Annotated in this window: 13 protein-coding genes; 8 read left to right on the top strand and 5 right to left on the bottom strand. The window is 69.9% G+C overall.

What is annotated here, in order from left to right:
• Nucleotides 1–655: 655 nt before the first annotated feature.
• Entirely contained in the window at nt 656–907 is a 252-nt protein-coding gene (locus ACZ6NZ_RS05320) for an SCO4848 family membrane protein (protein WP_465855869.1), read from the bottom strand.
• A gap of 227 nt (nt 908–1134) precedes the next feature.
• Between ACZ6NZ_RS05320 and ACZ6NZ_RS05315 the strand changes: the two genes are divergently transcribed.
• The 6 genes from ACZ6NZ_RS05315 to ACZ6NZ_RS05290 all read left to right on the top strand — a co-directional run bounded on the left by ACZ6NZ_RS05315 (nt 1135) and on the right by ACZ6NZ_RS05290 (nt 6510).
• Nucleotides 1135–1605: a PRC-barrel domain-containing protein gene (locus ACZ6NZ_RS05315; protein ID WP_465855867.1), complete on the top strand. Its 471-nt coding sequence runs from the start codon at nt 1135–1137 to the stop codon at nt 1603–1605.
• Nucleotides 1606–1874: 269 nt separating this feature from the next.
• Nucleotides 1875–2933 carry a tryptophan--tRNA ligase gene (trpS, locus tag ACZ6NZ_RS05310; RefSeq protein ID WP_465855865.1) on the top strand — a complete coding sequence of 353 codons (1059 nt, stop codon included), beginning with the start codon at nt 1875–1877 and terminating at the stop codon, nt 2931–2933.
• A gap of 80 nt (nt 2934–3013) precedes the next feature.
• Nucleotides 3014–4210: a low temperature requirement protein A gene (locus ACZ6NZ_RS05305; RefSeq protein ID WP_465855863.1), complete on the top strand. Its 1197-nt coding sequence runs from the start codon at nt 3014–3016 to the stop codon at nt 4208–4210.
• An 86-nt stretch (nt 4211–4296) separates the two neighbouring features.
• Nucleotides 4297–4644, top strand: a complete 348-nt coding sequence (locus ACZ6NZ_RS05300; RefSeq protein ID WP_465855958.1) for a YciI family protein — start codon at nt 4297–4299, stop codon at nt 4642–4644.
• A gap of 2 nt (nt 4645–4646) precedes the next feature.
• Nucleotides 4647–5903, top strand: coding sequence for an RNA polymerase sigma factor (locus ACZ6NZ_RS05295; RefSeq protein WP_465855956.1), 1257 nt, complete (start codon nt 4647–4649; stop codon nt 5901–5903).
• Nucleotides 5904–5919: 16 nt separating this feature from the next.
• Nucleotides 5920–6510 (top strand): HAD family hydrolase, encoded by a 591-nt coding sequence (locus tag ACZ6NZ_RS05290; protein ID WP_465855861.1) that lies wholly within the window; start codon nt 5920–5922, stop codon nt 6508–6510.
• 4 nt (nt 6511–6514) lie between these two features.
• Here the strand turns inward: ACZ6NZ_RS05290 and ACZ6NZ_RS05285 are convergent, their stop codons facing one another.
• The 4 genes from ACZ6NZ_RS05285 to ACZ6NZ_RS05270 all read right to left on the bottom strand — a co-directional run bounded on the left by ACZ6NZ_RS05285 (nt 6515) and on the right by ACZ6NZ_RS05270 (nt 12201).
• Entirely contained in the window at nt 6515–7486 is a 972-nt protein-coding gene (locus ACZ6NZ_RS05285; protein WP_465855859.1) for a quinone oxidoreductase family protein, read from the bottom strand.
• 166 nt (nt 7487–7652) lie between these two features.
• On the bottom strand, nt 7653–8720 hold the full coding sequence (locus ACZ6NZ_RS05280) for a WxL protein peptidoglycan domain-containing protein (protein ID WP_465855857.1): 1068 nt from the start codon (nt 8718–8720) through the stop codon (nt 7653–7655).
• Between the two features lie 88 nt (nt 8721–8808).
• Entirely contained in the window at nt 8809–10788 is a 1980-nt protein-coding gene (locus ACZ6NZ_RS05275) for a purple acid phosphatase family protein (protein WP_465855855.1), read from the bottom strand.
• Nucleotides 10789–10932: 144 nt separating this feature from the next.
• Complete coding sequence (locus ACZ6NZ_RS05270; protein WP_465855853.1) at nt 10933–12201, bottom strand: HupE/UreJ family protein; 1269 nt, start codon at nt 12199–12201, stop codon at nt 10933–10935.
• A 130-nt stretch (nt 12202–12331) separates the two neighbouring features.
• On the opposite strand from ACZ6NZ_RS05270, the gene ACZ6NZ_RS05265 reads away from it, so the two are divergent.
• A complete protein-coding gene (locus tag ACZ6NZ_RS05265) occupies nt 12332–12994 on the top strand; it encodes a type 1 periplasmic-binding domain-containing protein (protein ID WP_465855851.1) in 663 nt (220 codons plus the stop codon).
• Nucleotides 12995–13287: 293 nt separating this feature from the next.
• Nucleotides 13288–13770: a class I SAM-dependent methyltransferase gene (locus ACZ6NZ_RS05260; RefSeq protein ID WP_465855849.1), complete on the top strand. Its 483-nt coding sequence runs from the start codon at nt 13288–13290 to the stop codon at nt 13768–13770.
• Nucleotides 13771–13784: the final 14 nt, after the last annotated feature.

Below are 13784 nucleotides of genomic sequence, written 5' to 3'. Positions count from 1 at the left end.
TAAATCATAATTGGCACTGGCTTTACAAGCACCCTGTTGAGTTCTCAAAGAACAACCACACACCGATCAAAGCACCACACTCAATGGCACCCATCTCGGGGCTTTTCGTACCGCGTCCCCGTCGCTCTCGCGCCGGGCACTTTTACTACGTTACCTCACCGTCTGCGCTGTGTCAAACCGTGTGTCCCGGTCTGTCATGCTTCGTACGGGTCAGCGCCGCCGCTCTCACGCAGCAGCGAACCGCTGCGTCAGGTCGTCGGATTCGGCAGACCGGCCGCTGCGGTTTCCCGCAGTCTCGCCCGGTGCCCTGCCGGTCGTAAACCTTACCCGGTCGGCTTCGCCGCACCAAATCCGCCTCGCGGCCGATCCGGCGAGCCCCGCCCGGACCGTGTCTCCCAGGAGCGAACCCCTGCTTGACCCGGTTGCCATCCCGTTTCGGTGCTCTAGGACTTTCGTCCCGTTTGCCCCGTTCCGCGCTGGCAGAGAGAAAGTTACGCGTCTGCGGGTTTGATCGTCAAATCCACGGGTAGCGGCGCGCGTCACATTCGCTCGTCTGAGCAGTTTCCCCAGTTCAGAGGCGTTCCGTCAGCAGAAGGGCTCGGCGACCGTGCGTAGTGGCAGCGTCGAGCGGCCCGATCCGCAAGAGCAGCGGCGATCAGGACGGCCGCCGCCGGGCGGCGAGCCAGGCCCGGACGCCGAGAACGCCGGCGGTGGTGCCGATTGCCAGAGACGCGGCGATCAGCAGCGCGTGCACCCACAGGAAGCTGGTGGCCGCGCCGTCGGCCACCGTGCCAGACGCCCACGACCGCGGGTCCTGCCAGATGGCCACCGCGAACCTCGGCCAGATCACCCAGGTCCAGACGCCGACTCCGACCAGGAAGAGACTCCACCCTCGCGACAGCACCATGGCAGCCGAGTATGCCAGCGCACCTGCTGCTCACGAGGCTGGCGGCGACCGGGACGGACGGCGACCTCGGCGCGCAGCCGGGCCACCGGCGGGCCGGTTCTTCGCGGCGAACGCCCCGCCGCGCCTGGGCAGGAGCACCGCCGCGTCGAGCGCCGGGCTGTTTCCGGCGTCAGCGGGATGGGCACTGCGAAGGGGGACAGCTGAGGACCGTCCTTTGGAGGTGCCCCATGCAAACCTCGATCTTCAACCCCTGGGCCTGGCGTGATCCGTCCGCCCTGGCCGGCGGATACAGGCAGACCACCCCCTCGGTCACTCCTGCGGAGGGCCATGATGGTGGACACGACGGCCCGGACGCCCCCGGCCCGGGTACGCCCGTCGACCTGGTGGGTTATCAGGTGCAGGCGAGCGACGGCCGCATCGGCACCATCGACGAGACGAGCGACGAGGCGGACGCCGGGCACCTGGTGGTGGACACCGGGCCGTGGATCTTCGGCCAGAAGGTGTTGCTGCCGGCCGGGACGGTCGACCGGGTGGATCACCAGGAGCGCGTCGTGCACGTCGACCGGACCCGCCAGCAGATCAAGGACGCGCCGCCGTTCGATCCGGCAGCGGCCGACCCGGAGTACCGCGACCGCGTCGGCGCCTACTACGCCGACAGCTACCTCCCGCCTCCCGGCGCCATTCCGCGGGTAATCTGAGGCCGTGGTCCGGAGGGGCAACTGCGCAGCCGAGGCGGTCGACCTGGTCGACGGCCGCTCCCTCGGTGCGGTGTCCGAGATTCCGACCGGCTCCGGCGACGGCCGTGAGCAACTTCTGAACGTCCTCCGTGCCGGTGGTCTGCGGTTTCGCGCCGGCGCGCGATGGCGGGCGACTCGCTGAGTCGATCCCGCTGACCGAGCAGGGCTGAGCCAGCCCTGCTCGGCGCGCGCCCACGCGTCACCCACCTTCGGATACGAGAGGCACCACCATGTCCGTCGCACGAATGCTCACCGGTGACCGGCCCACCGGCCGCCTGCACCTCGGCCACTACGTCGGCAGCATCGCCAACCGGGTACGGCTGCACCGACGCTACGAGAGTTTCTTCATCATCGCCGACCTGCACATGCTCACCACCCGCAACCGCCGTGAGGACATCGACCAGGTCGCCGGCAACGCCCGCGAGATGGTGACCGACATCCTCGCCGCCGGCGTCGACCCGGACCGGGCCACCTTCTACCTCCAGTCGGCGATCCCCGAGGTCGGCGACCTCAACACTCTCCTCCAGAACCTGGTGACGGTCCCCCGGCTGGAACGGGTGCCCTCGCTCAAGGACATGGCCCGCGACGCCGGCACGCAGGAGATGCCGTACGGGCTGCTGGGTTATCCGGTGCTCCAGGCCGCGGACATCCTCTGCGTGAAGGGGGAGGTGGTCCCGGTCGGCCGGGACAACGCCGCGCACGTCGAGGTGACCAGGGAGATCGCCCGGCGGTTCAACCACCTGTACGGGCCTGTCTTCCCGGTGCCCGAGTTGATCGCTGCGGACACACCCAGCCTGGTGGGGACCGATGGCGCCGTCAAGATGAGCAAGAGCCGGGGCAACTCGATCGCGCTCTCCGACGACGCGGCGACGGTGCGTCGCAAGGTGCTCGGCATGTATACCGACCCGAACCGGGTGCGGGCCGACGTGCCGGGCACGGTGGAGGGGAACCCGGTCTTCGCGTACCACGAGGTTTTCAATCCGGACCGCGACGAGGTGGCCGACCTGGCCCGGCGTTACCGGGCCGGGCGGGTGGGCGACGTGGAGGTCAAGGAACGGCTGATCGTCGCGCTGGAGGGGTTCCTGGCGCCGATCCGGCAGCGGCGGGCCGAGATCGAAGCCGACCGGGGCCTGGTCGACCGACTGATCGTCGAGGGTACGGAACGGACCCGCCAGGAGGTACGCGAGACAGTGGTCCAGGTCCGTCGGGCGATGGGGCTGACCGGCGCGTACCAGCAGGTGCGACGGCGGGCCGAGCGGAGCCGACGCCGGACGCAGACCTCGCCCTGAGGTCGGGCGTCCGGTGCTCGGCGGAGGGACCGGGTGAGCGGCCCGCCGGCTCACCCGGCCCCGTGACGCACAATGCGGAGATGAGGGGGATTTCGGGCATTCGACCGGTACCGGCTGCGGCAACGCACCGGACCACGATGTTCGAGATCTTCTTCGATCTGGTCTTCGTCTTCGCCCTCACCCGGGTCATCACGTTCATGGCCGGGTCACCGACCGCGCTCACCCTTGCTCAGGGGCTGCTCCTGCTCCTGTTGCTGCTCTACTCCTGGGGGCCGTACACCTGGGTGGGAAACCTGGTGCGCGCGGACGTCGGCCTGGTCCGCGCGGCCACCCTGGTGGCGATGGCGGCCATCTTCGTGGTCGCTCTGGTGCTGCCGGACGCGTGGACGCAGGGCCGGGGGCTCGTCGACGCGCCGCTCGCCCTCGCCCTGGCCTACGTGGTCGGCCGGGCGGTCCAGCTCGTGATCCTGTTCTGGGTGAGCACGACGGACGAGCCACTCCGTTCGACGCTGCGCTTCTTCACCGCGCCGGTGGTGCTGGCGTGGTTTCCGCTGATCGGTGGAGCGTTGCTGGGTGGCGCGGCCCAGACCGTGCTCTGGACGGTCGCGCTGCTGGTGGACATCGGTGGCGCCCGGGTCGCGTCCGCCTTCCGGCCGTGGCAGGTGCGCAGCGTCGGCCACTTCACCGAGCGGTTCGGTCTGGTGCTCATCATCGCTCTGGGTGAGTCGTTGATCTCAGCCGGTGCGGGGCCGCGGACGATGGCACCGGTCAGCGCGGCGGTGGCCGCCGCGCTGCTCGGTCTCGCCAGCACCGTGTGCCTGTGGTGGCTCTACTTCGACCGGTTGGCGCCCGCCGCTCGGGAGGCCGTCAACAACGTGCCGGGCGAGCGGCGCGGCGACGTCGCCGGTGACGCGTACGGACTCGGGCACTCTCCGCTGATCATCGGGGCGATCTACGTCGCGCTCGGCATCGAGGAGGTGATCGCCCAGCTCACCGAGGAGTCGGGGCACCCCGGCCGGCTCGGCTGGTCGGCCGCGACCGCGCTCTACGGTGGTGCCGCCCTCTACCTGCTCAGCAGGTTGGTCTTCCGCCGGCTGACCGTTGGCGTGGTGCACCCGCCGCAGGTCGTCGCGGCACTGCTGCCGCTGGCCCTGCTGCCGGTCGGCCGGTCCCTGCCGCCGCTGGTGGCGCTCACTCTGCTGACCGCTCTCCTGATCGGGGTGACCTGGTTCGAGCGACGGATGGACCGACGCGACGAACGCCCACGAAAAAGCTGATGCGCCGTGTCGATATCCCCGGCCCGCGTTCGTCGTCATGCTGTACGGCGACCCGCCGCACCGAGAGGAGCCGAAACGTGAAGTACATGCTGCTGTTCATGAGCCCCATGGTCGACGGGGAGGTCGTCGACAACGGGTGCAGCTTCGAGGACTGGATCCGCTACGACCGGGAGATGAAGGACGCCGGGGTCTGGGTCTCCGGGCATCCCCTGCAGGACCTGACCACCTGCACCACTGTGCAGGTCAACCCGGACGGCGAGCGCACGATCACCGACGGGCCGTTCGCCGAGACCCGGGAACTGCTCGGCGGGTACGACGTCATCGACGTGCCGGACCTCGACGCCGCGCTGGAGTGGGCGGCCCGCAGTCCCGGAGCCATCGGCACCGGCTCGGTCCAGGTCCGTCCGATCTTCGAGATCGACATGCACGAGTGACAGTGCCGGGTGAGGGGGCAGCCGTCGGGTCGTCGGTGGAGGCGGTGTTCCGGGAGGAACGCGGCCGGCTGCTCGCCTCGCTCGTGCGCCGCTTCGGTGACCTCGACCTGGCCGAGGAGGTCACCTCCGAGGCCATCGAGGCGGCGCTGACGCACTGGCCAACCGACGGCGTCCCCAGCCGGCCGGGCGCCTGGCTGCTCACCACGGCCCGGCGTCGGGCGGTGGACCGGCTGCGGCGCGACCGGGTGCTGGCGACCCGGCTAGCCGTACTGCAGGCGGAGGCCGAGCGGGCCGATCCCGCGCCGCCCGCCGACGCGGACCGCGACCTGCCCGACGACCGGTTGGCGCTCTTCTTCACCTGTGCGCATCCGGCGCTGGCGGCGCAGGATCGCGGCGCGCTCACGCTGCGGTTCCTGGCCGGCCTCACGACCACCGAGGTCGCGCGGGCCTTCCTGGTGCCGCCCGCCACCATGGCCCAACGGCTCGTCCGCGCCAAGCGGAAGATCCGCGACGCGCGTATCCCGTTCCGGGTGCCGGGACCCGACGAGCTGCCCGGTCGTCTGCCCACGGTGCTCCAGGCCGTCTACTCGGTCTTCACCGAGGGGTACGCGGCCAGCTCCGGCCCGGATCTGCAACGAATCGACCTGGCCGAGGAAGCCATCCGGCTGGGCCGGATCCTGCGTCGGTTGCTACCGGCCGAGCGGGAGGTCGCCGGGCTGCTCGGTCTGATGCTGCTGGTCCACGCCCGCCGGGACGCGCGTACCGGACCGGACGGCACCATGATCCTTCTCGACGACCAGGACCGTGGACGCTGGGACGGTCAGATGATCGAGGAGGGGCGGGGCCTGGTGGTGGTCGCGCTGACCGGCCGAGCGCCCGGCCCGTACGGCGTTCAGGCCGCCATCGCCGCGCTGCACGACGAGGCCGCCGACGTGGCCAGCACCGACTGGCCGCAGGTGGTGGCCCTCTACGACGTGTTGCTCGGCCTGGTGCCCTCACCGATCGTGGCGCTCAACCGGGCTGGCGCGGTCGCCATGCGGGACGGGCCGGCGGCGGGGCTCGCGCTGCTCGACGAGTTGGCCGACGAGCCTCGGCTGCGCGGCCACCACCCCTATCCGGCGGCGCGGGCCGATCTGCTGCGCCGGCTCGGCCGGTACGACGAGGCCGCGGCCGCGTACCGCACCGCGTTGGCGCTGGTCGGCACCGAACCGGAGCGCGCGTACCTGCTCAGTCAGCTGAGAGCCGTCGAGAGCGGGTGAGCTGTACCCTTCCCGGGTGAGTCTGCCGCTGCCTCCCGGGCCGTTCGCCGCGTACCTGTTCGACTGCGACGGCACCATCGTCGACTCGATGCCGCTGCACTACCTGGCCTGGCAGCGGGCCCTTGAGGAGTGGGGCTGCGAGTTCCCCGAGGACCTCTTCTACGCCTGGGGTGGGCGGCCCACCGCCGACATCATCGTCGCCCTGAACGAGCAGCAGGGTCTCACCATGCCGGTGGAGGCCGTCGTCGAGCGCCGGGAGAGCTACTACCAGGAGTTGCTGCCGCAGCTCGCCGCCGTGCCGGAGGTGCTGGCGCACATCCACGACGCGCACCGGCGGGTCCCGTTCGCCGTCGTCTCCGGCAGCACCCGCGCGTCGGTCACCGCGTCTCTGGACGCGCTCGGTCTGCTGGACCGGTTCGACGTGCTGGTCTGCGCCGACGACTACACCCGGGCCAAGCCCGACCCGGAGGCGTTCCTGCTGGCGGCGCAGCAACTCGGCGTACCCCCGGAGTCCTGCCTGGTCTTCGAGGACACCGACCTGGGCATCCAGGCAGCGACGGCGGCCGGCATGGCTTCGGTACGCGTGCCGCAACAGCGCACGCCCTGACGTCTCAGGCCACCGTCAGCAGGAGCTTGCCGGCGTACGACGTCTGTAGGCGCTGGTGTGCGTCGCGCACCTTGCCCAGCGGGAACTTCTCCGCGACGTGCACCACGAACGGCCCCGCCTCGATGAGTTCGTTGAGGCGCTGCAACTGACGAGGGCTCGATTCGCCGTCGTACGCGCGGACCGTGACGCCCGGTCGTTCCTGCGGTTCCGGCTGCACCCCGTGGGCGAACGCGACCACCCCACCGTCGGCCAGCGCCTCGGTGAGCTGGTCCAGCGTCGCGCCGCCGGCCATCGCCAGGATGGCGTTCACCCCGCCCGGCGCGGCGTCCCGGACCCGGGCCAGCACGTCGGTCATGTCGCCGTGGCCGTCGAGGGACACGTCGGCGCCGAGCCGGGTCACCAGCGCGACGCCGTCCGCCCCGGACGCCACGGCGATCACGTTCAGCCCCTGCCGCTTCGCCAACTGCACGGCCAGGTGGCCCTGACCGCCGCTCGCACCGAAGATCAGCAGCCAGGCACCGGCCGACAGGCTGATCGTGTCGAGCCCGGCCAGCGCGGTCAGCGCGTCGGTGGGCATGGCGCCCGCGTGCTCGGCGGGGACACCGTCGGGCACCTTCGCCACGTACTCCGCCCTGACCGACGCGTACTCGGCGTAGAGGCCGCCCTTCGGCCGCGTGCTGGCGGAGACGTAGACCAGGTCGCCGGCGGCCAGACCGGTGACCTTGCTGCCGGCCGCGACGACGGTTCCGGCACCGTCGGAGCCGGGCACGATCGGGAGCGCCGAGCCCTCCGGCACCAACATGCCCTGCCGCTCGTACGCGTCCCACACCCCGACACCGGCGCTCAACACCTTGATCAGCACCTCGTCGTCGGCGACCTGCGGGATCGGCAGCTTCCGCAGGGTGATCACCTCCGGCCCGCCGAACTCGTCGAAGGCCGCTGCCTGCATCCGCTCTGGCAGATCCCCGTCAACCATGTGGATTCCCTCTCCGTGCCGGCGTCACCGTCGCAGCATGCCGGCTGGAAAACAGGCGTGGTCCGGAGCTGAGCGTCGTTCACCCACAAGGACGAACGCCCACGCCCTGCCCCGGCGGGCGAGAACCGCCGCCGGCCGGAGCCAGCCGGGGTGACCGGTGCCGTGATCAGGAGGTCCGCGGCTCCGGGCCCCGGAGCGCCTGCTCGACGGCGTCGCGTACGCGGGCGTCCTCGCGCGCCCTGCTCCGCGACCGGCTGCGGCGTCGGTACAGGTACGCCCCGACGAGCACGGCGATCAGCACGACGAGCACCAGCAACAGCATCCAGGGCAGGGCCCAGCCGTGCGCGGTGACCTGGACCGGCTTGAGCGAGGTGGTGGAGCCCGAGGCGTCGGTGAGCAGGGGCGTCAGGGTCGCTGTCGCGGCCAGCGAGATGGCGGGAGCCACCCCGTGCACGGGTACCGACACGTCCCAGCTCTCGCCCGGAAGCAGCTCCGGCGGCGCGGCGACATCCTCGGCCCGCACCCGCAGCAGGCCGAACGGGCCCGAGACGGTCACCGCCTGCTTGCCGGACAGGGCCGCGTTGCCGACGTTGTGGACCTGGTAGGTGATGGTGGCGTCACCCTTGCTGAACGGGTTGGTCGGGCCGGCGTACGTGACGTGGAGGTTCTCGATCGCGAGGTTCGGCTTCAGCTCGCCGCCCACCCGCAACTTGATCCGGATACCGAGGCGGCGGTCGACGTTGATCCCCTCAGCCTGGTCGGCCTGGGTCAACGTGGTGAGGATGCCACCGACGTAGTCCCCGGGCGTGGCGTTCCGCGGAACGTCGACCGTGAAGGGGACCTGGGCGGTCTTTCCGGGCTGGATCACGACGCTGCCGGCGTTCGGCTTCACCCAGGCGCCGATCGCGATCGACTTCTTGTCCCTGGTGAGCAGGTCGAGCTGGCCGGCGTCGGTGGTGAAGCCGTCGGCCGCGTACACGGTGAGGGTGAGCGGTGCCGGGCCGCGGTTGGCCACGACCATGGCGTCCTCGACGGCACCGCCCGGGTTGACGTTGTAGCTGTAGCTGGACCTGGCCTCGCCGTAGCCGTTGGAGGCCGTCCGGACGGTCCAGGCGACGTTGCCGTCCGCCGCCAGGGCGGGACCGGCACCGACACCGACGGCCGCGACGACGGCGAGCAGGGACAGGGCTGTCGTACGGAGGCGTGTCTTCCAGCGCGTTACGGACGGGTACATGTCAGTTCCTTGAGGTGATCTTGGAGGGGCGCAATGGGTGGCGGGGTAGGCCCCGAAGGTGCCTACCCCGCCGCTTGGATCTGTTCGGTCAGCTGCTCAGCGCAGTGATCGTGAGGGTGGTGCGGTAGCTGCCCTTCGTGATGCTGTCCGGGATCTTCAGATCCAGGTCAGCGCCGAGCTTGGCACCGCCACGCGGGTGACCCTGCGCGGCCGCGGCGAGCGCGCTGGAGACCGAGAGGCCCTTGCCCTGGTCGTCGAGCGACGACAGGACCGGGGCACCGGCCTCGGCACCCGCGCCGGCGTCGAGCACGTACGGGTTCCAGCCGAGGTAGGAGCCGGAGAAGGTCTTGTCGGCGTCGGCGAAGTCGCCGACGTTGGCCGAGATCGACCACGGGGCGAGCGACCGGCGGCTGTCCGACACGAGGATCGGGTTGATCTTGCCGTTGGCCTGGAAGTAGGTGCCGTTGCGCTCCTGCGCGGTGCCCAGGTCGACCAGACCGTTGTAGCCGTCGATCGTCCAGCCGAACTCGCCCGGAGCCGGGTTCGGCACGTTGACCTGGATGGCCTGACCGTCACCGTGGAACGGGTGCACCGTCACGTTGTCGACGATCGAGCCGACCGGCTGCCCCTCGGGGGTGTTGACGCAGGAGGAGCCGTTCTCGACCGACGCGTTCGGTGCCGCGCAGGTGCCACTGCGCACGTTCGCCAGGACCAGCTTGTCGCCGCGCACCTGCACCTTGACGTAGCTGCGGACGTGCTCCTGGTTCTGCACCGAGTTGTACCAGTACTTGTTCGGGTCCAGCGGGTCCGGGCCGTTGCCCTTGATGCCGGTGCCGGTGGCGTCCGGCTTCTTGATGTCGTAGTACTTCGAGCCGGAGGCCGAGTTGGCGGTCACGTAGATGACGCCGCCCGGGCCGGGGAAGACGTCGGCGGCACCCGGCTTCTCGGCCGGGTTCTCCTTCTGGCCGTTCTTGATGGAGTAGCTGCGCGAGTAGCTGTGGTCGTGACCCTGCAGCACCATGTCGATGCCGAGGTTCGAGAAGGCCGTGGTGAAGTCCTCCCGGCGCTGCTTGTTGTCGGTGTCGGTCGCGTGGCTGGCCGGCGAGTAGATGGAGTGGTGGTAGACCAGCACCTTCCACTTGGCCTCGGAGCCGTGCTTGTTCACCACGTCGGTGATGTACGCGACGTGCGCGGCGTCGCCGGCGTTGCTGCCGTCGGTCGGCAGCTTGTAGCTGTTGCTGTTGATGTCGATGAACAGCACGTCCTTGTAGACGAACCAGTAGTCACCACCGGACTTGGTGCCCGCCGGGTTCCCGTTGTCGTAGTACGGGGCCGTGCGGTCGGTGTTCGGGGTGAAGTGGTGCTGCTCGTAGGACTTGCCGCCGACGTCGTGGTTACCGATGGTGGCGACCACGGGGTACTGACGCAGCTGGTCGGGGGCCATGAACGAGGTCCACTGACCCTCGTCGTTGGCGGACTCGACGTGGTCGCCGCCGGAGACCAGCAGCTCCGCGTTCGGGTTGGCCGCGGTGGCGACCTTTAGGGTGTCCTCCCAGCCGGCCTGGTCCTTGAGCCGGTCGCCGGACGAGCCGATCTGCGGGTCGCCGAAGAACAGGAAGTCGTAGTCGCCCTCGAAGTCCTGCGTCTTGAAGGCGTACGTCGGCGACCAGCTGCCCTCGGCGCCGACCCGGTACGAGTACGCCATGTTCTCGCGCAGGTTGCTGATCGTGGCGTGCCGGTTGAACCCGGTGGTGGAGGTGTTCGCCGCGCCGACGGCGTCGAAGCTGACCGCGCCGGCCGGAAACTCGCCGTTGACGATCTCGGCGGTCGGGGCGAGCTGGATCTTCTGCGCGGTGTCGGCCGAGGAGTACCAGGTCACGATGCGCTGGGTCTCGTTGGCGCCGACGCCGAGGATCACGCTGCTGATCGTGGTGGACTCGGCCGCGCTCGCGGTGGCCGTCAGGCCGCTGCCGAGGGCCGCGCCCAGACCGAGGAACCCGGCTGCGACCCCGGCGACCAGGCGCCGCCGCACGAGCGCGCTGGCCCGTGTCGAGGTGCTCAATGTCATCGACATTGTTCCCTTTTCAAATAGAGAAATGGATTGTGCCTTCACCCGACGCTGGGGAAGCAATTCCACGCTTTCGCCGTCCGATGAACCGACCATGAACGTGATCTTGCGAAAGACTGCACTTCACGAACTACTTAGCCCTGCTCATGATCCAGAAACGCGCTGCACAAACCAGACCAACCCCATAATGGACACGCCCGCAGAAACGACTCCGGTCGCCCAGAGGCCGGCTTTCGGCGCACGACGGCGCAGCACGAACAGCAGCGGGCAGACGACAGCGATAATTGTCAACTGAACGACCTCGATGCCGACGTTGAACACCACCAGCGACCACAGCAGGGTCCACGACCACGCCTCGTCGATACCCAGGGCGCCCGCAAAGCCGAGGCCGTGCACGAGGCCGAAGCAGAACACCACGCCGAGGCGGATCCAGCCGGCCCGATCCAGGCTGAAGTGGCCTTGCCCGGCCGTCTCCAGGTCAGCCGCGTGCTCGCCACGCCGCCAGATCCCCCACAGGTGCCAACCGGCGACGACGGCGATCGACAGCGCGATGATCGGCTCCACGATCAGCGCCGGCACCTCGACCAGACCGAGCGCGGCGAGCATGAACGTCACCGAGTGCGCCAGCGTGAAGCTGGTGGCCGCGAGCACGATCTCCCGCAGCCGCCGGGACCCGGCGATGAGCGCCAACAGGAACAGGATGTGGTCGATCCCGGTCAGCAGATGCTCGGCGCCCAGAAGGAAGAACTCGCCGAACCGCTGGTACCAGGTTTGCGCCGTCGAGAAGGACGAATTGGCCGCGTCGAGCGCCGCGCTGCCCGAGCGGCCGTCGATCTCGTACGTGACGATCGTCTTGGTGCCCTTGACGTAACCCTCACCATCCGGGAAGAGCCCGCTGCGCACCACGTGCTCGTCGGCCCGCTCCGGGCAGGTCCAGTCGAGCAGCAGGTCCGCGTACGGCACGCCCTCACGCTCGCCGATCGTCGCGTCACCCACCTGGGCCGGTCGGCAGGCCGCACCCCGCGAACTCACCGCGAACCGGTCGGAGACGTACCGGAGAACCGCCGACGCGTGCCCCTTCAGCGCGGCGGCCTGGGCGGCGGTGTCGCCCGTCTCGAACGCGGCGGTTCCCGCCTGGAAGAGCGGGTCGTCGTCGCCGGCATCCGCTGCGGACACGACGAGGAGGTCGTATTCGAGCTCCACACCGGTCCGAATGTGACCCTCATCTCCCGGTGCGATTTTCGCGTACACAGTCGACGAGAAGCCGTGGGCGGACGCCGGTTCGGCGCCCAGAAACGGAACCACCGCTGCGGCGAATCCGACAGCGGCGACGATAACGGTACGGCGGATGCGGCCTGACATTCGACTCCCTCGGTTGGCCAGTGCACGTTGCATGTCGTGGGTGAACGCCAACCCGCGCCCCGACGAACCGCCGGATAACAACTTCCCCGAACGCCCGCCCACCGATTACCGGTCGACGGAATTGAGATAGGAATACGAAGAAGTACGCGCACTTTCCGCCACCACCCGGAGGACGATCACCTTGCGCCCCCCGCTTCGGGCCGTCGCCATGCTGGCCGCGACCGCCGCGCTGGTTTCCGCCTGCACCTCCAGCGGCGACTGGTCCGAGCCACGTCCGGCGCCCAGCGCCCTCGGCACTCTCGGCCCGGGGTTCGTCGACCCCTCCACCAGGCCCGCGCCGGAGGCGACGATCACCCCACGGCCCGGCTCGTGGGCCGACGTCCACCCGCCGAAGGACTACCGGGTCGTCCTGTTGACCAGCGGTACGGACAACCCGACGAAGGCCCTCGTGACGGCGGTCGAGGAGTGGGCCGACGACGAGCACGTCGACCTGAGGACCATCGTCGTCGGCAGTGCGCACGACACCGTTCCCAGCATCGCCAAGGCGATGGAGATGGGCCCGGACCTCATCGTCAGCGCGGGCAACGACCTCGTCGACGGGCTCGCGCTGGTCACCCCGAGCCACCTGGACGAGAAGTTCCTCGTGGTCGGCGCGGAACTCGCCGAACCCACCCACAACGTCACGGCTGTCGACTGGGACGGCGCGTCGTTCCGGGGCGAGGGGCTCGGGATGTCCTCGACGTACGACCCGAACTCGTTCACCGCGGACCGGTGCGCGTCGGCCATCCGGGCGGGCGTGGCCGCGGTCCTCAACGACCTGACCGGGATCGTGGTCTGGCTCTGACGGCCGGACTGGCCCGGCCACGCACCCTCCCCCTGAGTCCGCGCAGACGGGTTCAGCTCGGAGCGGGGCCGCGGTCCAGGAACTCGTACGTGAGCGGTGACCGAGGACACGGTGCACCGACTCCGCTGACAGGGTGGAATCAGAGGTGTGAGCAGAAGGCGCCGGCGAGTGACCTCGTGAGGTCCCCTCCTTCGACCCGCGATCCGGGTTCGTCCAGCGGTGACACGACGCCCGCGGCGGACGAACCGAGTCGGGTGACGCCGGCCCATCGGCAGCGCTGGGCGGTGCAGACGATGGCTGTCACGCCCGACGACCAGGTGCTGGAGATCGGCTGCGGTCGGGGAGCAGCCGTCTCCCTGGTCGCCGGTCGCCTCACCACCGGCCGGATCGTCGCCATCGACCGCGCCGCGACGATGGTGCGGCTCGCGACCGAACGGAACCTGGGCCACATCGAGGCTGGCAGAGCCGAGATCCGGCGAGCAGGGTTCGAGGTGGCCGACCTACCGACCGGCCACTTCACCAAGATCTTCGCGGTGAACGTCAGCCTCTTCTGGTTGGGCGAAGCAGCGCAGCAGATCGCCCGCATGCGCAGCCTGCTGGCGCCGGGAGGACGGCTCTACGTCTTCGGCGAGCGACCCACCGAAGCGCACGCCACCGCGAACCTCACCGCGACCGAGGCACTGCTCCGAACCCATGGTTTCGCCACGACCACAACGAGCGCGACCCGTGGTCGGGGTCAGGTGCTTACCTGTGTCACCGGCACACCGATCCGATGAGCCCGAGCTGATCG

The sequence above is a fragment of the Micromonospora sp. NPDC047756 genome, from assembly GCF_055587245.1.
Note: the sequence above shows the minus strand (reverse complement) of the source record. Positions and strands in the feature narration are given on the sequence as shown.